Here is an 18,499-nt window from a genome sequence, read left to right as displayed (position 1 = left end):
CCGCTCGGGCGGTCACATCAGGTGCGGTCTCGGCAGGCACCGACACGGCAGGTGCGGACACGGCAGGCGCGATCACAGCAGGTGCAGAGCCCGGGCACGGTGGACGGCGTCCCGGCGCCGGGCGACGTCCAGCTTGCGGTAGATGCTCTTGAGGTGGGTCTTGACCGTGTTCACCGACACGAACATCTCCGCCGCGATCTCCGCGGTGGTCAGCATGGTCGGCAGGTAGCTGAGCACCGCGAGCTCGCGTTCGCTGAGCCGGTCGGAGACGGCGGCCAGCCCCGTCAGGTCCTGTCCCGGGCCAGGCGTCCCCGGGGCCTGGCCGGCCAGGCCCTCCGCCAGACCGTGGGCGGGTACGGGATGCCCTCCGAGGCTCCCGGCGACTGCCCGGGGTCGGCCGGCTCCGCGCTGCGTCGGATGGCCCACAGCGGCGGAACCGGCCGGGGTCGGAGTCGCAACCCCGGGCGTCGCCGCCGGCCCGCCGCCCCCGCCCGGCCCGACCCCGTTCCATGGGCTGGGGGCCGCGGGTGGGGACGGCCATCGCGCCGGAACCGCTCCAGGTTCCCGGTCGGACGGCGGGCCGCTCGGCGCGGGCACGATCACATCCGGCAGCCGCGGCGTCTCACCCGGCTGCGCGCCGCCGGCCGGTGGTCCGGCGCCGGCGGGCTGCCGGGTGCCGGCAGTGCCCCCCGCCGCCCGGCGGGGCACCGTGGCCGGCCAGGGCCCGCCCGCGGAACGCGGGTCGGCCGCCACCGACGAAGCGGCCGCCCTCGCACCCCGCGCGGGCGTCGCGGGCGTCGCGGGCGTCGCGGCTGACGCGCCGCGAGCGCCTGCGTTCCGCGCGGCAGTGGACCGTGAGGCCGGCATCCGGACCGGCGACAGCCCCGGTTCCGGCCCTCGCCAGTACCCCGGCTCCGGCTCCGGCGACAGGGCCGTTCCCGCGGCCACCGACCGCGCCGCCAGCGAGCGGTCGAGCGCGGCGACGAATCCGGGATGCCCGTCGGTCAGCTCGGGGTGGGCGGCCATCAGTCCCAACAGCTCGTCGCCGGCCGTCACGAACGGGGCGACCATGCCCTCGTCGGCCGCGAGCGCGACGGCCCGCGCCAACAGCCCGCCAGCACGGGCGTGGTCGTCCCGGCGGGCAGCCGCCACCGCACCGAGCACACACGCCGCGACCAGGCCGGCGCCTCCGTCGTCAGCCCGCAGCAGCGGGGCGAGCACCTCCTCCGCCGCGGGCACATCGGCACAGGCGAGTGCGGCCCGCGCCAGCGCGAGCTGGACCTGGGGATCGGGCGCCACGCGCTCGCTGTCACGCAGCAGCGCCCGGCGCGCCGCCTCCGGGTTCCCGGCCGCGACAAGCAGGTCCGCCTCGACGGCGCGGCGCGCCGCCACACACAGCGGCGGCATCCGGTCGGGCCTGCCGGCGGCCAGCAGGCGCCGGGCCGCCCGCACCTCGTCGGGCGTGCCGCGCAGCAGCCGCAGGCGGATGCCACAGAGCATGACGAGCTCGGCGAGGAAGGCGGGACTGGCCGCGGTGATCGCCAGCCGGGCGGCACCGAGGCTCAGCTCGGCCGCGGCGACCTCACCGCGCTGCAGGGCCACGATCGCAGCAGCCAGCTGGGCCTCGGCCAGGCCGGGCACGGCGACCCGGGGGTCGGTGCGCGGCCCACCCAGAGCTGCCTCCGCCCCGTCGATCACGGGCCGCAGATGGCTCTCGGCCTGGCGTAGCCGCCCACGCAGGGCGTACTGCAAAGCGAGCGCACCCAGGCAGGACAGCTGCGCACCGGGGAGGCCGCTCCGCCGGGCGGTCGCGACGCCTTCGCGCAGCACACCGGCGGCGACCGACAGCCGACCCAGCCACAGTTCGCCGCGGCCCCGCGCGCACAGCGCCACCGCACGCACCCGCTCGTCCACGTGCGGTCCCGGCCGGGCAGAACTTCTCCCGGCATCGGGCGCCGCCCCGCCCCGGGTGCCAGGTCCGCCGCGCGAACCAGTGCCTGCCAGTTCGGGCACCGTTCCGAATGCGGCGGGTGCACCTCGCGCCGCCGCGCCGCCCCGGTCACCGGGACCGCCGGTGCCACTAGGACCACCAGGACCACCGTGGGCGACGACGCCGCCGTCTCCGGGCGCGGTCGACGCGCGGGTGCGGCCGGCGTGCCCGCTGGTTCCCGGACGCGAGTTCGCTCCCGGCCACCCGGCCGCGAGGGAACTGGCCCGTAGCAGCCGCCGCGCGGCGACGATCATCTCGGCGGGCTCGCCGGCGAGCTCGGCCCGATACGCCTCAACCATGTCGATGCGGTCCACCAGCGTCCGCCGACGTTTCGCGCCCTGCCCGGACGGGACCACCGGCAGGTGCGCCCGGGCGCAGGACAGGCTCGCCGCCCCCGCCTCCAGTCGGCCCGCCCGCAGTTGGGCCACCGCCAGAACCAGATCGCACTCGGGCGACATGCCCGCCGCGCCAGCCGGCAGGCCGGCCATCAGCTCGCCCAGCTCGGGCGCACCCGCGAACAGGACGTCCACCAGCGCCGGGCCGTCGACGAGCAGGCAGGCCACGTACCACCAGTCCCCGGCGCGCAGCGCGTGCCGGACCGCCTCGGAGGTGCTGTCGTTCGCCGCGAACCACAGGGCTGCCCGCAGGTCGAGCTCGTGTGGATCCTCGTCCGGGTCGCGCAGCAGCAGACCGCGCAGTGTCAGCGCGAACATCCGGTTGTATCGGTACCAGTCGTGCGCGGCCCCGCTCCCAGCCTGCGGCCCGACACCGCCTGGCGGCCCGACACCGGCGGCCGCGGCGGGGCCGCCGGGCACCGAGGAGTCGAGGCGCAGGGGCAGGGGCAGGGGCAGGAGGAAGCCACCGGTGCGGGCGAGCTCGCGAAGCAGGTGGACCGCCCCACCCCTCGGCTGACCGGCGGGGCCTCCCGGCGCGGTCGACACGGCGGACGGCCGCGTTTCGAGCCCCCCGGCGGAGTCGATGGCCGCGACCGCCTCGGCGAGCGGGGCGGTGAGCCGCTCCAGCAGACTGGTCCGCAGCAGGAATCGGCGCACGGGTTCCGGATAGTCCGCCAGTACCTCGGCGTGCAGGTAGTCGGCGATGGCCACCCGCGCCCCGCGGGACGGGTCGAGCTCCGGCGGCAGACCCGCGGCCCCCGCGGGCGGGACGGGGCCAGCCGGGCGGTCCGGACCAGCCGCCACGGCGCTCGCCGTGGTCAGCCGCAGGCCCACCGCCCAGCCCTCGGTCTCCGCCCACAGGGTCGCCGCCAGGCTGGCGGGAGCCCGCAGGCCATGGGCGCCGAGCAGCATCGACGTCTCCGCGGTGGTGAACGCGAGGTCCGCCGCGCCGATCTCGGTGACCCTGCCCTCCACCCGCAGGCGGTGGACGGGCAGGATCGGTGCCCGGCCGGCCAGAACCAGCCGCAGCCGCCCCTCCCCCTCCCCCGCCAGCAGTTCGAGTGCGGCGAGATCGTCGGGGTCGTGGACGAGGTGGGCGTCGTCCAAAATGAGCACGGCCGGCGCCGGCAGCTGCGCGAGGTGGTTGACCAGCTCCCGCCGGAACCGCTCGGGGCAGGTCCCGGTGCCGCCGGCCGCCAGCCGCGCCAGCCGGTCCGCGTCCGGCAACGCGGCGTCACGACCCAGCGCACGCAGGATCTGCGCCCACAGCGACACCGTGGCACCGGACGCAGGCTTGGCACCGGACGTACCGGACGCAGGTGTGGCACCGCGCGGGCCGGCGGCGGGCCGCGCCCACGGGCCCTGCCCACGGGCGGCGGGTGCGGGCCCGGAACGCTGTCCCAGCACCGGGTCGGCGCGGAGCCAGACCACCGGATGCGGTGATCGACCGGACCTGGCCCACTCCGCGAGCAGCATCGTCTTGCCGGTGCCGGCCGGTGCGCAGAGCGTGGTCAGCGGGCGATCGACAGCGGTGTCCAGCCGGTCCAGCAGCCGCGGCCGCGACACGAACGGGACGACCGGTCGAGGCGGCACCAGCCGCGTGCCCAGCGCGGGCAGCTCAGGCGGCTCAGGCGGCTCGGGCAGTTCAGGCAGCTCAGGCAGCTCAGGCAGCTCAGGCAGCTCAGGCAGCTCAGGCAGCTGGGGCAGTTCGGGCAGCTCACCGGTCGGATCAGGCGAAGACGGCGGGCTCGCCGAGGAGCCCTCCGCACCATGCGCGCCCACCACGTGATCACCCCCACTCACCGTGCCAAGGGTAAGTGGTACCGCCACTCTCCGTGTTCAGCAACCGGTGGTGGCGGTGTCGGCCCGAACAGTCACGGACGAAACCGGGGGAGGTCAGAACGGACGCGGACGGTTCCGGAAGCGCTGGAAGCACCGGTCAGCGCCGGTCTCCCCCGGAACCGTCCGGTCAGCGTCGCGAAACCGGCAGCTGCCGTCTCCGGCCCCTGCCGCCGCACCGCCGGTCGGTCATGCCGCGCAGTCCGCGCACACCGTCCGGCGCGTGTCGGCGAGCTGGCTGCGGTGCTGCACCAGAAAGCAACTGGTGCAGGTGAACTCGTCGGCCTGCCGCGGCAGGACCCGCAGCGAGAGCTCCTCGTCCCGAACCTCGGCGTCCGGAAGATCCAGCTCGGCCTCCAGCGCGTCCATGTCGTCACCGAGGTCGGCGGCGGCACCCGCGCGCTGCGCTTTCAGCGTCTCCAGGCTCTGCTCCTGGAGCTCGTCCTCCTCGACATCCGCGCTTCGCCGAGCGTCGAAGTCACGAGCCATGCCTCTCCTTACCTTTCCCTTGTCCTGACAGACCGCGTCGCGTCGACACCGGCATCGATCCGAACCACGGGATCGAGCGTGCACGGTACCCGAACGGCATCGGCTGATCACAATAAGCAGTGGCTCTGGCCAGAGAAGTGGGCGCCCAGCGGTTGTCCGCATTCCCCATGCCCCCAGCTGGCACCCACGGCCACCAGTTCGGAACGCGGATCTCCAAAGCCGCCCGAAGGATACGGGCCAAAGAGTCGTCAGACCAAGCAGGGACGCTCCGGCGCGGTGTCACTCCCGCCACATCCCCGTCCGAGCGGGTTCACCGGCGCCCGGAAGCGCCCGCCCCGCGGGCATGATCGGACGTCGCCGGGCCCGCGGCCCCGGCCCGGTACCCAGCCACCCTTCGGTGGTCTGGACAGCCCGCGGCCATCAGAACGGACACGATCCGGCCACGCCACCCGCCCACAGCCGGGGACGACGCTGCCGGCGGAGCGGAGACGCGTCAGCGGATCAGAGATACAGCCCGGTCAGCCCGTCGTCGAGACGTTCCGCGGCGACCGCGTGGACATCCCGCTCACGCATCAGGATGTAGGTCGTCGAATGCAGCTCGACCTCGGCGCGGTCCTCGGGGTCGTACAGCACCCGGTCACCTACCTGGAGCGTGCGCACGACCGTGCCGACGGCGACGACGTCCGCCCAGGCCAGCCGCTTGCCCATCTGCGCGGTCGCGGGGATCACGATGCCGGCCTTCGAACGCCGGTCCGCGGAATCCTCCCGGGGCCGCACCAGCACGCGGTCGTGCAGGAGGCGGATCGGCAGGGATCCGCTCGCCACATCGACGCCGGCAGCACCCCCGACACCGTTGACATCGCCGGAAACTACGCTCACAGGCTCGGACCCTACCCGCCCGCGACGGCCCGGCCGACCGGATGCGTCCGATTGCCCCGTCCCGCACCCGGGTGCCCGGTCCCCGGGAAACCCACCGCTGACCGCGGGCTGCCCGCACCGGCGGCCGCGCCGGCCACCGACTTCCACCGGTGGTCCTCGATCAGGCAAACGAATCTCCGACAGCTGCCCCACCGACGGACACGGGCATACCAACCAGCCCGGATGGGGAAAGCCACCTCAACGCGGTATAAGCTGCCGCCCATCGTCATCCGGCTCTTCCTGGCCGGATGCCGCCAGACGCGCCGGGGGGGAAGCCCGGCACCCAGCGGAAGCGTCCGCGTCGGAAGCCAGGTCAGCGGTCGACACGCACGAACCAAGGGATGGGGCAAACCAATGGCGCTGAGAATCAGTGTGGACCTTGAAGGGCTGCGCTGGGCCNACCTGTTCCGGTTCGTCGATCTCGCGAGAAGCGGAGGCATCGGCCCGGAGGACCAGGTCGACGTCATCACCTACGGCAGCGACCCGATGTCGGTGAGCCTTTCCGCGCGGATCTACCCGGCCGCGGACGGCTTCCTGAGCAACGAGCAGCCCGAGCTCGGCTCCAGCGAAGGCCTGCGCGGGCCGGCACCGCTGTCACTCGCTCCCGGGAACGGGTCCGCTGGCGGCGGGTTCGGCTACGACACCCCGGTCGACCGGGCGGCGTCGAACGGCGCCCACTACCCGGCCTTCGACAACGGCTCCGACCGAGGCTCGTCCGCGGGCCCCAACCTGCCGGCCTACGGCCCGCCCGGCTACGACGGCCAGTCCGACCGGGGCACCCCCCCGCCTCCGCCGCCCCCGCCGCCGTCCGGCGGCACGCACTACCCCGCCTTCGACGCGCCGAGCGACCGGCTGCCCGGCCAGAGTGGCGGGCAGTTCGCGGGTTTCGAGCCCGTCTTCGACCGCTCGCAGGGCGGTAAGGAGGCCAGCGGCCCGGGTGGCGGCGAAAGCCCCTACATCGAGGAGTTCGCCCGCCTCCAGGAGGGGCTGATGCGCCAGGTCCGCCGCGACGGCGAGGTACGCCCCGACCGCACCTGACCGGAACCGGCAGGAACCGGCAGGACGCTCGCCTGCCGCGGGGACTCGGACAGTCCGGCCGCGCCGCTCGCGCGCCCCGTCGCCGACACGCTGGCTCTGACGCTCCTGTTCCTGATGCCCTGTTTCTGATGGCCTGTTCCGTGGCACCTTCGGGGCATCCGCGCGCGTGTTCCACCCGCCTCGCGCCCATCGCCGGGCGCTGCCGACCCGCGCTCAGCGCTCTGACTAGGCACATCTGGCCGGATGCCGATCCCGCGCGGCGAATCAAGGTCACCCGTTCGGGCCATGGCTACCCATCCGACGCCAAGGCACGGAGTGAGGGAACGGGACGGCTGGCGCACCGAGGTCAGCATTACGTGGCGAGGAACGCACACAGCTCACCCAATCATCACCGACTCTGAACGCGTGGGGTGATGATGACGTCACCAGTTACCCGCTGTGGTGGTGCCCNCCGCACGTTTCCGCCCGCAATGGTGCATGCTGCCTTCGATGGAGGACCCGCGCGTAGTCGACGTTGAGCAGTACCACGGTCAGTTGCGCTCGGAACTCGAGATGATCGCCAACGGTCCGGTCCTCGCCGGACCACGGATCGTTGAGCACATCAATTCGCTGATCACCTTGATAGGCCTCCATCAGGCTAACGAGTTTGACCTGTGCCTGAGCTGTGATCGGCTCTGGCCCTGCGCCACGATCATCGCCATCACCGGCGAGTTGGCGACGACCGAGGACGAGGTCCCCCCGCGCCCGATGCCGGCAGCCGCACCGGCCCGTTCCGGCGACGGGCGGGCGGCGACACCGACTGAGGCACGTTCCACCGGGAACCAGCCCCAGGAACGGATGCCCACGCCGCCGTCCCGCTTCGAGACGGGTGCCCTGCCCGCCGCCACGGCGGCAGCGGCGAGCGAGGCTCCCCAGAGCGGCGGAACGGGCGGACCCGCGCGCAGGCCCGTCTTCGGCGACCCGCTGGCGGGAATCCGTCGGCCGGGAACCGTGCCGCCCGCGGCGGCAGCAGCGGCGGCCCCGCCGACCGGGCCCGCGCCGACCAGGCCATCCCTGTTCGAGCCGGCTCCCACCGGGGCGCACCAGGTGGGGCAGGCACCACCGCCCGGCCGGCAGCAGCAGCAGCAGCAGCCAGGTCAGCCTCACCCGGGCCAGTCCGGGCCGGGCCAGACCCACCCGGGCCAGCCGCAGCCAGGTCAGCCGCAGCCAGGTCAACCACAGCCGGGTCAACCACAGCCGGGCTATCAGCCGGGCCAGCCGCAGCCCGGCCAGCCGCAGTACCAGCCCGGGCGGCCGGCGGTCTCTCCTCCGGACACCGGCCGCGGTCCCAGGCAGCCCGGGTTCCAGCGCCCGGCCGCGGCCCAGTTCGGTGACGGCGGTCCCGAGCGCCGCCACGCCGGGCCGCCGCCGCAGGGCACCGAAGGATCACGGGACCCGCGCGAACGGCAGATCCCGACCGGCCCGGTGGCACCGGCGTTCTCGCGTCCGGCGGCACCGCCCGCTCACCGCCCGGCGGCCGGTCCGTCCACCGGCTCGGGGAACCCCGGGAGCTCGCCCGGTTACCCGGGTCAGCCACGCCAGGTTCCGGAGCCGGCTCGTCCCGGGCAGGCCCCCCCGCCGGGGCAGGTGTCACGGCCCGACCAGCCGTCCCAGCCCGGCCAGCCGAGTCGGCCCGGCCAGCCGAGTCGGCCGGGGCAGCCCAGCCACCCGGGGCAGCCGGTCTTCACCGGTCCGCCGACGGGTTGGGACGGGCAACCGGACCGCACCGGCCAGCCGCCGTTTCTGCGCCCGCCCGCGGCGGCGGGTACGGGTCGTCCGAACGGCCCGGTCCACACCGGGCAGGTTCCCGGCGCGCAGCTGCCCAACGGACAGCACTTCACCGGCCCGGTCCCGACCGGGTCCGGGGCCAACGGGCAGCCACCCACCGGGCAGTTCCCGACCGGGGACCGCGGGCCGGAGCGGGACCGGCCGGGTATCCCGCGCCCGGGCTCGCCCGAGCAGTCCCGCCCACCGGCTCGGGCAGGTGACCCACGAGCGGCCGCGGCGGGAGGTGCGGACCGCCCCTCCGTGCCCGCGTCACGGCCGGCTCCCCCGATCTCCGGCCCGGTCGAGATGACCTCGGCGAGTATCGCCGCCGCCCGGGCAGCCGAGCTGGCCCGCGGTCAGGCCGCCGCGGCGGCGGGGCCGCCGGCACCGCGGCACCAGGACATCGTCCGCGGCGGCGACCGGGGTACCCGGCCGCCGACCGGGCGGCTCTCCCCCGAGCAGGGACGCCCGCGCGGCCGGCACGCGGGGCCGGATCAGCCGCGCCCGCAGGGGTCGCCATGGAGTGCCCAGGCAGCCGAGCAGCGCCGTCCGATCTCCGTCGACGACTCCTGGGCCGGTGTCGGCCGCGATCCCGTCCCGCGCCCGGCGGGCACGCGCGGCGGACCGGGCCCGGATATGGCGCGCGGCCCGGCCGACCTCGGTGGCCCGGGCAGCGGCGGATCGGGTCCGTCACCGGCCCGCCCTGGGCAGCGGCCACCCCAGAGCCCCCCGGGGGAGCAGGCCACGAACGCCGAGGTCGAAGCAGTCGCCCGCGCCTGGCTCTCGCGCAAGGATTCGGTTCTGGACGGCATCGACGTGATCTGACAGCGAAGAGAGCCCGGAGCGGCACCAGCACCAGCACAGCCGACATCACGTAGGGCCTACAGAGACGGAGCCGGGCACCTGTGACCGTCGCCGCGACAGGTCTGGGTGGACACGGCGAGTCATCCTCGCGGCGGGCGGCGACCAGGCCAGGCTGTGCCTGGGCGCCCGGGCAGTGTCAGGACCACGTCAGGCAGGTTTGAGGTTCCCCCCGAGGTGGCAGGAAGGCGACGCCGGCCCTACCGTGGCGACGCCGGCTGGAGACGGACGATCGCTCGGAAGGTGTTATGTGGCCGAAGCGCTGACCGCAGGCTTCGACCTGCCCGCCGACCCACGAGCGGCCGGGAGGGCTCGTGGTCTGGTCGCTGACCTTCTCACGGCGTGGGGCTGCGGCAGTGCTTCCGAGGTCGCGAAGCTGCTGGTAAGTGAGATCGTCACCAATGCCGTGCGCTTCGTCGGCGCCCGGGAGGTGCTCAGGCTCACCGTCGAGTGCGGCTCGGATCTCATCCGGATCTCGGTGATCGACGGCAGTCCGCTCCGGCCCGTTCTGCGGGCGGCGCAGGACGACGACGAGTCCGGGCGCGGGATGCAGCTTGTCAGCGCACTCGCGGCCGACTGGGGGGTCGTGGACGATCCGCCCGCGGCCGGCGTGGGCAAGCGGGTCTGGTTCGAGCTGCCGTCGACCGACTCGGCCCCGATCGGCTGCCCCGCGCGCTGAGGCAGAAAGCGACACAGCCCGGACCACTGGGCTCGGGCGCCGGATGGTCCGTGGCCGGAACGCACCTCACACCCTTTTGACGACGCTGCGCCACGAGCCAGCCAGAATGCGGCGAAAATCCCCCCGAGAAGTAGATGATGGCCCCATACCAGCATCCAGGTGACCGCCAGACGTCACGACGGGAGGCGGTATGTCGGTACCGACATCGGCCGTGGTGGACGTCGCGCTGCTCGTCGAACTCGACGGTGGTCTCGTGGTCCGCGCCTCGGACGACGGTGCTCTCCGCTTCCCGGGGGGCTTCCCGCTGCCGGGCGAGTCGGCTCTGGCTGCCGCCGGTCGGCTGCTGCGGGCCACGCTGCCGGAACAGCCCGACCCGAACCAGCCCCGCTCGAACCAGCGCCCGCCCGGCCCGGCATCCAGGCAGGGGTCGGGCAGCCGGCTGCGCTTCGCGGGCTGCGTCGAGCGTGCCGAGCCGGCTCCGGCGGGCGGGCCCGGGCGTCCCGGCAACCAGGTCCGGGGCAACCGGAGTGGGAGCCGCGAGGTGCTGACGGTCCTCTACGCCGTCACGTTGGATGAGGCGAGCTACCCGGGCGAAAACGATCTCCCTCGGGGCCTGCTCCTGCTTCGGCCGCACGAGGTCGAGTCGGGCGCCAGCCTGGCGGACGTCCAGCCCGCCGCGGTCAGCCGGGCCGCGGTGGCCTGGTGGGCCGACCGGTGGCCTTCCTGGCACGGCCGGGCCGTCACCGACGCCGAGCCGTGGTGGACGGCGCTGAGGCAGTCGGTACGGGCCCTGCGCGCCCAGCTTGCCGCCCGCCGCGACGATCTGCACAGCGAGGGCTTCCGCGACGCCGCGGTGGCGATCTGCGCGCTGGTCGCCGTCGCGGACGGCCGCGTGGATCCCGAGGAGCGCGACGCGATGGTCGAGTCGATCCACGGCGAGGCCGTGCTCGCGGACTACCCGCGGGCCGACCTGGAACGTCTCTTCGACGAGCACGTGCACCGCCTGCGCACCGACCTCGCCGCCGGCCGGCGGGCGGCGCTGCGTGAGGTCGGCAAGGTCCGCGGGGACGCCACCCGCTCCTGGGCGATCCTCCGCTTCGGAGCCGTCGTCGGCCGGGCCGACGGGTTCTACGACCCGGACGAGCGCCGGGTGGTGCGGGAGGCCGCCGAGGTGTTGGGTCTGAGCAGCGGAGCCCTCGCCGTCCAGGCGGTCGACGAGTGACCGCGGTGCTGCGGGCGAGCGTCTTCCTGACCCTCGGCGAGCGCGTGGTCGTCGCCAGCCACCGCGGCCAGCCCTGGTGCTTCCTGCTGGGTGAGCGGGTCGCCCCCGGTGAGGGGGTCGAGCAGGTTCTGCACCGGGTCCTGCGGCGCACAGCCGGCTTCGAGGTGCGCACGCTGGACTTCGTCGGCGGGCTGGAGCGGACCGGCGCCGGCGGGGCGGCCCGCCACCGGGTCGAGATGCTCTTCACCGGCGCGGTTCCCCGGTTCGCGCAGTTCGGCAGCCGTCTGGACGACGTCGACCTGGTAACTGTCCGGATGTCCGAACTCGACCAGGTCGAGTTCCGCCCGGCCGGTGTCGGTGACGTGATCGGGTCGTGGCTGACGCACCACGAGCCGCAGTGGTACACCGACGGGGGATCCGGGTATCCCCCGAGCGTGGCGACTCCCTGATTTCACCGCTCTCCCCCACGAGCACGCCCCGGACGCCCCGGCGGTCGTCGGCGGCCATCCAACCGTCATCTCCCGGGTACTTCACACCCCGCAGACCAGCACGTCACAGTGAGTTTGAAACGTGCCGCGGCGGCACAGGAACCTGCCAGGAACGGGCCGGAGCCGCCGCCGTGGCCCAGCCCGCGACGGCTGCTGTGATGTCGTACTGACAGGCCTGCAGCAAACAGGTTCAGCCGTCGTTCAGGCACGCGCCGTAGCGTGAACCGTGAGGCTTCAGGACCGGAGGGGGTAGACATCGAGATCCCGGTCGCGTTGAACGTTGACAACGCCGCGACGGCTCCACGAGTTCCCGGGCCCACCCTGCCTCGCCATCGGCGAGCCGGAGAGCACGGCGTGACCACTCCCGGTGACCGCACCGTCCCCGGCCGCGGCGGTCCCGCCGGTCATGGCCGCCAGGCAGGACGCACGGCGACACCCACCGCGCCGTCAGCGCCCGACGGCCGAGGGGCTGGCACGGGTCCGCACCGGGACTCCGGCCCACACCCCGCACCCGCGGCGGTGTTCGGGGGGGTGGACGCGGCCGGCGCCGCGGCCATCGCCCTGGACCTCCGCCGCCCACGATCGTTCCTGCGCAGCACGCGGGTGCGGCTGCTGGTGGGCTGCGGGCTCCTCGCGGTCGTCGGGGCGCTCATGGCCACCCGGTTCCGCGACGACGTCCTCGGCACGCTCGCGGCCGTCCCCGCGCCGCGCTGGCACTGGCTCGGTGTCTGCCTGCTCGCCACCGCCGCCTTCTACGTGGCGCACGGAGTGAGCGTTCGGGCCGCCAGCGGGCTGCGGATGGGGCTGGGCGTGGCCACCGCCTGCCAACTGGCCGCCGCGGCGGCAAACAGGGTGGTGCCGGCCGGCATCGGCGCCATCGCCGTACATCTGCGTTTCCTGGAGCGGCGCGGCCTGAACCGGCCCGCCGCCCTCGCTGCGGTCGCGTCCCTCAAGGGCGCCGCGTTCCTCGTCCACCTCGCCGGTCTCGCGCTCGTCGCCGGGACCCTGCGCCAGTCCGGCATCGGCGAGGCGGTCACCGCCCCCGTCCGCATGACCGTGGACGGGTTCGGCGCCGGCCCGGTCATGGCCGGGCTGGCGGTGGTCGGAGTGGGCATCGGCTCCGCCGTGGCGCACCCGCGGGTGCGGGCCAGGACGCGGCCCGCCATGCGGGTGTTCCGCGGGCATCTGTGCTCCCTCGCCCGATCGCCCGCCCGCACCGCCGTACTCGTGGCCGGTACCGCCGGAACGAAGCTGGCCCAGATCGTGGCGATCGCCAGCGCGGTCTGGGCCTTCGAGGGTGAGCTCGGCATCGCGTCGATCACGGCCGTCTACCTGGTCGGTTCCGCCGTCGCCGGTGCCGCGCCCACNGCGGGCAACGTCGGCGCCATCGAGCCCGCGCTCGTCATCGGTCTGACCGCCTCCGGCGGCGCCGGGCCCGCGATGGTCGCCGCGGTGCTGGTCTTCCGCCTGATCAGCTACTGGCTTCCGATCATCCCGGGAGTGACCGCGCTGGCCGTCCTGCGCCGCCGCGGTGATCTCTGAACGGCATCTGAAACATCAGACCGGCGAACGGCGAACCGCGCGAACCGCGCGGTTCGCGCGGTTCGCGCGGTTCGCCGTTCGGGTCAGCCCGCTGTCGCCGACAGGTTGAGCTGGCGCAGCACCGGCGTCTCGCGCTCATGGGCAAGCTCCGAGACCGCCGCCGGAAAGACCACGAAATGGGCCCCGGCGGCTGGCGGCAGCCCCAACCACCGTGCGATGAGCACCCGGGACAGGTGGCTGTGGCCCACCAACGCAACGTCGCCGCGCTCCAGCCACGACCGGACGAGGCCCAGCACGCGGTCAGCACGTCGGCCGACCTGCTCCAGGGCCTCCCCGCCGGGAACCTCACCGCTGAACACCGACCAGCCTGGGCGGTCCACCCGGATGGTCTGCGTGGTCAGGCCCTCGAAATCCCCGTAGTCCCACTCGGCGAGCTCGGGCCACACGGCACGCTCCGCCACCTGCGGGCGGGTGGTGCCGCCGGCCACGCCGTCGCCGGAGCGCGGATCAGCGGCCCCGCCCGGGAACAGGCCGGCCAGGTCGGCGGTGCGTGTCGCCCGCCGCCGCGGACTCGTGGCCACCAGCGCGAACCGCCGGCCGGCGAGCAGCGCCGGCAGAGCAGCGGCCTGCCGCTCTCCCCGCGCGGTGAGCGGGACGTCGGTTCGTCCGGTGTGCCTGCCCGCCCGGCTCCACTCCGTCTCGCCATGGCGGATCAGGGTGAGGACGCCGCGCACCGCCTCCGGGCGGCTCAACGCCTCCGGCGCCGCCGCCGCCGCAGTCCCGCGACCAGCAGGAACGCCGCGGAGGCCAGCGCCACCCGGTCCCACCGGACCGTGCGCACGATCTCGGTGGAACCCTCCCCGGCAGCCAGTGGCGCCGTCACGACCGGCGGGCCATCCGCGTCGGTGGTCGGCGCGGCCGCGATCGCCGGCTGCCCGGCCCCGCCCGAGCCACCTGACCCGAACGGGCCGGAGCCGGACGGGAGGAGCCGCTGACGCAGCTGGGTGACCTTCTCCCGGACCTGCTCGTTGGCACGCTCCGCCACGCGCTTCGGGCTGACCGCCTCAGCGATGGCATCAATGGTTTCGGCCAGCTCGGCGCGGGTCTGTTCGATCTGACGCTGGATGACGGCCGGATCCTGCGGCACCGATGTCGCCCTCTCGGTTCTCGTGCGGGGTAGACGGGGCCGGGCTGACGACCCGACTCGATCGTGCCAGACCGGCCGCTCCCCGGCGCGGCAAAGCGACGCGTCGTACCCGGCGCGGCGGGCCTCGCCACCGGTCCAGGCCGGTCCCCGCCCGGAGGATCCTCCGGGCCGCGCTGGTCAGAGGAGCCGAATCACCGGCGGACCGAACGGGTGTGAAGTGGCCCCGGCACGGCCTGATCGGCGGATCGGCGGGCCGGGCCGGCGGGGCCGGCGGGCCGGGCCGGCGGGCCGCGCCGCGCCGCGGGGCGTCCCGGCTGACCGCCTTCGTCCGCCTCGGGCCGCAGCCAGGACGGGTGCCCGCCTCCAGCTAGCGGGGACGGGCGGGTGCGTTCGGTGATCTGACAGTGGCGGCCAGCATTCCGGGGACGGGAGTGCGAGTGGCGATGCGGCGACTGAAGACCTCGTGGTGTCTCTTCGGGAGAGATGTTGACAACCCCGGTGGTGGACGGGGTGCAACCCCGGGGTGAGCGGAGACACAGGGAGCTCTTCAGTCGCCGTCGGCGAACACTCGCGGACGGGCGGCGTGGGGTGGGTTAGGGGTGTTGCGGTGCCTGTACGCCCGCTGAAAGCCCTGGTGGCGGCGTTGCGGCGGGTTCCGCCGGGCGCGGCGGCCCGGCGGCCGTGCCGCGGCCGGATGGCCGCGGGCCGAGTGCCCGCGGGCGGGGCGGTGGACGTCGGAAGGGCTGGGGCGCGGTGTCCCGATACCGGCCCGGGGCGGTCGCTCGCCGGGCCTCGCACTCCGACTCGGCACCCGGGGCGCCCCGTCCGATCAGACAGGTATGTCACCCGGCCTCAGGTGGCCTCTGCCACCGCGCTCTCGGGCCAGCCACTGCCACCGGGCCAGCCCCCGGCCCGCTGCCCCGAACTACCCGACCTGCCCCGAACTACCCGACCTTGATCCACGGGAAACGCCTAGTCTTGGCGGGTGCAGGTCGGCCGGCTCCCGCTGCCCGTCTGGCCACGGAGCGCGCGCACCACCGGTAGCGGCCTCCCGCTCGGCCGGCGTCCACCGCGCACCCGTGCACCCGTGCACCCGCGGTTCCGTGCGTACCCGCCGCGCGGAATTCCGTCCCCGCCGCACGGAACCCCGTCCCCGCCGCACGGAGCCCCGTCCCCGCCGCAGGGGTGACGAGACACCCGCAGACCGGCCGGTTCCCGCGACCGCCCTCCCTAGGAGCCAGGTGTTCACCTTCCGCAGTGCGCCCCCAGCCACATCCGCACCCCCAGCCGCGCCCAAGCCCACGGCCCCGGCCGCCGCTCCCGGCGCCCGGCCGGTGCGCGTTCTGCGCCGCCACAGGCGGATTCCGGCTGTTCTGGCCGCCGGACTCGCGCTCACCCTCGGCGCGACACTCGGGGCCTGTTCCAACGGCGGGGACGGCACCGGAGTGACGATCGTCGACGGCGGTGGAACCAACGAAGGGCTACACGGCGTTATCCCTACCGAACGCTTCGCGAAGCCGGCACTCGGCCTGACCGACCTTGAGGGCCGCCCGTTCGACCTTCGCACCCGAACACAAGGGAAGATCACTCTGCTTTTCTTCGGTTACACGATGTGCCCGGATGTCTGCCCGACCACCATGGCCGACATCGCGGCGGCGCTGGACGAGGTCGACCGGTCCGTGCGGGACCAGGTCTCCGTCGTCTTCGTCAGCACCGACCCCGAGCGGGACACCGCCGAGGTCCTCGGTCGCTGGCTGAAGGGGTTCGACGAGAGCTTCATCGGCGTCCGCGGGCCGTTCGAGAAGGTGNGGGCCGAGGCGGAGGCACTCGGCGTCACGGTGGAGGAACCGAAGGTCCAGGCCGACGGGTCCGTGCTGGCGGCGCACGGCAGCCAGGTCATCGCCTTCGGCCGCGACGCCCGAGCCCGCGTGCTCTACCTCGCCGGGACGTCCGTCCCCGACTACATCGCGGACCTTCCCGTCCTGACCGCCGAGCGCCTCGGCCCCGCGGACAACACCGCGGACAACACCGCGGGCACGCCCACGCGGACCTCCTCGGCGGCCGGCGGTTCGGTGGCCCCGGCGGGCGCCGTCGCCGGCAGGCCCGCCGCCGAGCTGCTCCTGGCGGGTACCGGGTGAGTACCGTGACCGCCCCCGGCCGGGCCTGGACCCGGCACCTGCCCCGGCTGGCGTCCACCGCGCTGCGGTTGGGGCTGGGTGCGGTCTGGCTCGCAGCCGGCCTGCTCAAGGTCGACGATCCCGACGGGATGGTGCGGTCGGTCCGCGCGTTCCGCATCCTGCCCGAGGCTCTCGTCGACCCGGTGGCCTACGCGGTCCCGTTCGTGGAGATCGCGCTNGGAGTGCTGCTGATCGTCGGGCTCACCGTCCGGCTGAGCGCCGTGGTGTCCGCCGCGCTGTTCGCGGTCTACATCGCCGCCATCGCCTCGGCGGCTGCCCGTGGGCTGCGCATCGACTGCGGCTGCTTCTCCACCGGCGGCGATCTGACGGCGCAGGCGCCGACCCACTACACCCAGGAGATCGTGCGCGACAGCGCGCTCCTGCTGGCCAGCCTGCTGCTGGCGAGGTGGCCGGACGGTTTCCTCACGGTCGACCGGCTCCTCACCCCGTCTTCCCACCCGCCCCTCGTCGACGAGGACGACCCTCCCGGGAGCACCGATGGCCTCAGAGTCGAAGAAGACGCCGCCGACGTCATCCGCGAGCGGCCGTAGCGGGAGCGTGAGCGCCGCGGCGCGGCGCGAACGGATCGCGGCGGCCCGCGCGGCCGAGGCCGCCGCCGAACGGCGCCGCCGGCAGCTCATCATCGGTTCCATCGTCGCCGGGCTGCTCGTACTGGCCGGAATCATCGGCTTCGCCGTGCAGAACTCGCGGGAGGAGTCCAAGCCGGTCGTCCTGCCGGCGACCGCGACGGGTCGGGACCACGCCATCGTGGTGGGGCAGGCCGACGCACCTGTCACCGTCGACCTCTACGAGGACTTCCAGTGCCCCGCCTGCGGATCGCTGGAGAAGCTGACCGGCTCGACCATCGGCGACCTCATCGACTCCGGTGACGTCAAGGTCAACTATCACATCATGTCGTTCCTCGGGCCGGAGTCGAAGCGCGCCGCGAACGCCGCCGCGGCGGCCGCCGACGAGGGCAAGTTCCAGGCGTTCCACGACGCCCTGTTCGCGGACCAGCCGGTCGAGCACAGCGGCGGCTACAAGACCGAGACGCTGATCGAGAAGGGCGCTTCGGTCGGCCTCACCTCGGACGCCTTCGTCAACGCGGTGCGGGACGGGACCTACGACGGCTATGTGGCGCAGGTGGACGAGGACGCCTCCCGGCGNGGAGTGACCTCCACCCCGAGCGTGTTCGTCAACACGAAGCAGTTGTCCCCGGAGCAGCTGACCCCGGAGGGATTCCNGGCCGCCGTGGAGGACGCGAAGAAGCAGTCCTGACCGATTTCACCTGGCCAGGACGCGCGTACGAAAAACTACAAACGCTACGAACCACGGACACCGGGGGATCACGGCGGGGCGTTTGCCGGCCCGCCGGAGCCGCGACTAGCTTCTCGGTCATGACCGAGACCGCCACCGCCGCTCGTCTCTCCCCCGGTGATCCCGCGCCGGACTTCACCCTGCCCGATGCCGACGGCAACGACGTCTCCCTGTCGTCGTTCCGCGGTCGCCGGGTCGTCGTGTACTTCTACCCGGCGGCGTCGACGCCGGGCTGCACCAAGCAGGCATGCGACTTCCGGGACAACCTCGCCCTGCTCAACGACGCGGGTGTCGACGTGCTCGGGATCTCCCCCGACAAGCCCGCGAAGCTGGTGAAGTTCCGCGACAACGAGGAGCTGACCTTCCCGCTGCTCTCCGACCCAGACCGCGCGGTGTTGTCCGCCTACGGGGCGTTCGGCGAGAAGACCATGTACGGCAAGAAGACCATGGGCGTCATCCGCTCCACGTTCGTCATCGACGCGGCCGGGAAGATCGAGAAGGCGCAGTACAACGTGCGTGCCACCGGCCACGTCGCGAAGCTGCTGAAGGAGATCGGCCTCGCCGCCTGAACCCGCTGGTCGGGTCCGCCGG

The 18,499-nt window shown here is 74.2% G+C and carries 13 protein-coding genes and 7 pseudogenes; 14 read left to right on the top strand and 6 right to left on the bottom strand.

What is annotated here, in order from left to right:
• Window positions 1–72: 72 nt before the first annotated feature.
• The 3 genes from UG55_RS45965 to UG55_RS10860 all read right to left on the bottom strand — a co-directional run bounded on the left by UG55_RS45965 (window position 73) and on the right by UG55_RS10860 (window position 5,592).
• Entirely contained in the window at window positions 73–4,188 is a 4,116-nt protein-coding gene (locus tag UG55_RS45965) for a LuxR C-terminal-related transcriptional regulator (RefSeq protein WP_304440401.1), read from the bottom strand.
• 225 nt (window positions 4,189–4,413) lie between these two features.
• Window positions 4,414–4,713 (bottom strand): DUF4193 family protein, encoded by a 300-nt coding sequence (locus UG55_RS10865; RefSeq protein WP_066066655.1) that lies wholly within the window; start codon window positions 4,711–4,713, stop codon window positions 4,414–4,416.
• Between the two features lie 501 nt (window positions 4,714–5,214).
• Window positions 5,215–5,592 carry a co-chaperone GroES gene (locus UG55_RS10860; RefSeq protein ID WP_066066653.1) on the bottom strand — a complete coding sequence of 126 codons (378 nt, stop codon included), beginning with the start codon at window positions 5,590–5,592 and terminating at the stop codon, window positions 5,215–5,217.
• A gap of 439 nt (window positions 5,593–6,031) precedes the next feature.
• Here UG55_RS10860 and UG55_RS35260 point away from each other — a divergent pair.
• A partial coding sequence (locus tag UG55_RS35260) for a hypothetical protein (protein WP_242424145.1) occupies window positions 6,032–6,669 on the top strand: 638 nt, incomplete at its 5' end.
• Between the two features lie 632 nt (window positions 6,670–7,301).
• On the opposite strand, the gene UG55_RS28430 is transcribed toward UG55_RS35260, so the two are convergent.
• Entirely contained in the window at window positions 7,302–7,742 is a 441-nt protein-coding gene (locus tag UG55_RS28430; protein ID WP_128422936.1) for a hypothetical protein, read from the bottom strand.
• A gap of 994 nt (window positions 7,743–8,736) precedes the next feature.
• Between UG55_RS28430 and UG55_RS28425 the strand changes: the two genes are divergently transcribed.
• The 6 genes and pseudogenes from UG55_RS28425 to UG55_RS35250 all read left to right on the top strand — a co-directional run.
• Window positions 8,737–9,300 (top strand): hypothetical protein, encoded by a 564-nt coding sequence (locus tag UG55_RS28425; RefSeq protein WP_128422935.1) that lies wholly within the window; start codon window positions 8,737–8,739, stop codon window positions 9,298–9,300.
• Between the two features lie 286 nt (window positions 9,301–9,586).
• Window positions 9,587–10,015 (top strand): ATP-binding protein, encoded by a 429-nt coding sequence (locus UG55_RS10845; protein ID WP_066066646.1) that lies wholly within the window; start codon window positions 9,587–9,589, stop codon window positions 10,013–10,015.
• Between the two features lie 190 nt (window positions 10,016–10,205).
• A complete protein-coding gene (locus tag UG55_RS10840) occupies window positions 10,206–11,237 on the top strand; it encodes a tellurite resistance TerB family protein (protein WP_066066644.1) in 1,032 nt (343 codons plus the stop codon).
• Window positions 11,234–11,686 (top strand): NUDIX hydrolase, encoded by a 453-nt coding sequence (locus UG55_RS10835; RefSeq protein WP_066066642.1) that lies wholly within the window; start codon window positions 11,234–11,236, stop codon window positions 11,684–11,686. Before UG55_RS10840 ends, UG55_RS10835 begins: the two co-directional genes overlap by 4 nt.
• A gap of 258 nt (window positions 11,687–11,944) precedes the next feature.
• Window positions 11,945–13,092: pseudogene (locus UG55_RS35255) on the top strand (UPF0104 family protein); the annotation flags it as partial.
• Window position 13,093: 1 nt separating this feature from the next.
• Window positions 13,094–13,267, top strand: a pseudogene (locus UG55_RS35250) (UPF0104 family protein); the annotation flags it as partial.
• An 83-nt stretch (window positions 13,268–13,350) separates the two neighbouring features.
• Here UG55_RS35250 and UG55_RS10825 read toward each other — a convergent pair.
• The gene (locus UG55_RS10825; RefSeq protein WP_083986660.1) at window positions 13,351–14,019 is read right to left on the bottom strand and encodes a histidine phosphatase family protein; all 669 of its coding nucleotides are present in this window, start codon (window positions 14,017–14,019) and stop codon (window positions 13,351–13,353) included.
• Window positions 14,016–14,414: a DUF3618 domain-containing protein gene (locus tag UG55_RS10820; RefSeq protein WP_066066640.1), complete on the bottom strand. Its 399-nt coding sequence runs from the start codon at window positions 14,412–14,414 to the stop codon at window positions 14,016–14,018. Before UG55_RS10820 ends, UG55_RS10825 begins: the two co-directional genes overlap by 4 nt.
• 839 nt (window positions 14,415–15,253) lie before the next feature.
• On the opposite strand from UG55_RS10820, the pseudogene UG55_RS35245 reads away from it, so the two are divergent.
• From UG55_RS35245 to bcp, 7 genes and pseudogenes are all read left to right on the top strand, one after another.
• Window positions 15,254–16,222, top strand: a pseudogene (locus UG55_RS35245) (SCO family protein); the annotation flags it as partial.
• A 1-nt stretch (window position 16,223) separates the two neighbouring features.
• Window positions 16,224–16,552: pseudogene (locus UG55_RS35240) on the top strand (SCO family protein); the annotation flags it as partial.
• Window positions 16,549–16,769 (top strand): annotated as a pseudogene (locus tag UG55_RS35235) (MauE/DoxX family redox-associated membrane protein); the annotation flags it as partial. The pseudogenes UG55_RS35240 and UG55_RS35235, both read left to right, overlap by 4 nt.
• A gap of 1 nt (window position 16,770) precedes the next feature.
• Window positions 16,771–17,142 (top strand): MauE/DoxX family redox-associated membrane protein (locus tag UG55_RS35230; RefSeq protein WP_304440400.1); only part of this gene is annotated, 372 nt, incomplete at its 5' end.
• Window positions 17,090–17,757, top strand: a pseudogene (locus UG55_RS10805) (DsbA family protein); the annotation flags it as partial. The gene UG55_RS35230 and the pseudogene UG55_RS10805, both read left to right, overlap by 53 nt.
• Window position 17,758: 1 nt before the next feature.
• A pseudogene (locus tag UG55_RS35225) lies at window positions 17,759–17,834 on the top strand (phosphoesterase); the annotation flags it as partial.
• Between the two features lie 154 nt (window positions 17,835–17,988).
• Window positions 17,989–18,477, top strand: a complete 489-nt coding sequence (bcp, locus tag UG55_RS10800; RefSeq protein WP_066066634.1) for a thioredoxin-dependent thiol peroxidase — start codon at window positions 17,989–17,991, stop codon at window positions 18,475–18,477.
• Window positions 18,478–18,499 lie beyond the last annotated feature (22 nt).

The organism is Frankia sp. EI5c (assembly GCF_001636565.1).
GTDB lineage: Bacteria > Actinomycetota > Actinomycetes > Frankiales > Frankiaceae > Parafrankia.
This window is presented reverse-complemented; position numbering and strand designations above follow the sequence as displayed.

What these genes read in the sequence shown, in the direction of transcription:
- UG55_RS10865 (WP_066066655.1), bottom strand. Translation starts at nt 4,713, where the DNA reads ATGGCTCGTGACTTCGACGCTCGGCGAAGCGCGGATGTCGAGGAGGAC.
- UG55_RS10840 (WP_066066644.1), top strand. Translation starts at nt 10,206, where the DNA reads ATGTCGGTACCGACATCGGCCGTGGTGGACGTCGCGCTGCTCGTCGAA.
- bcp (WP_066066634.1), top strand. Translation starts at nt 17,989, where the DNA reads ATGACCGAGACCGCCACCGCCGCTCGTCTCTCCCCCGGTGATCCCGCG.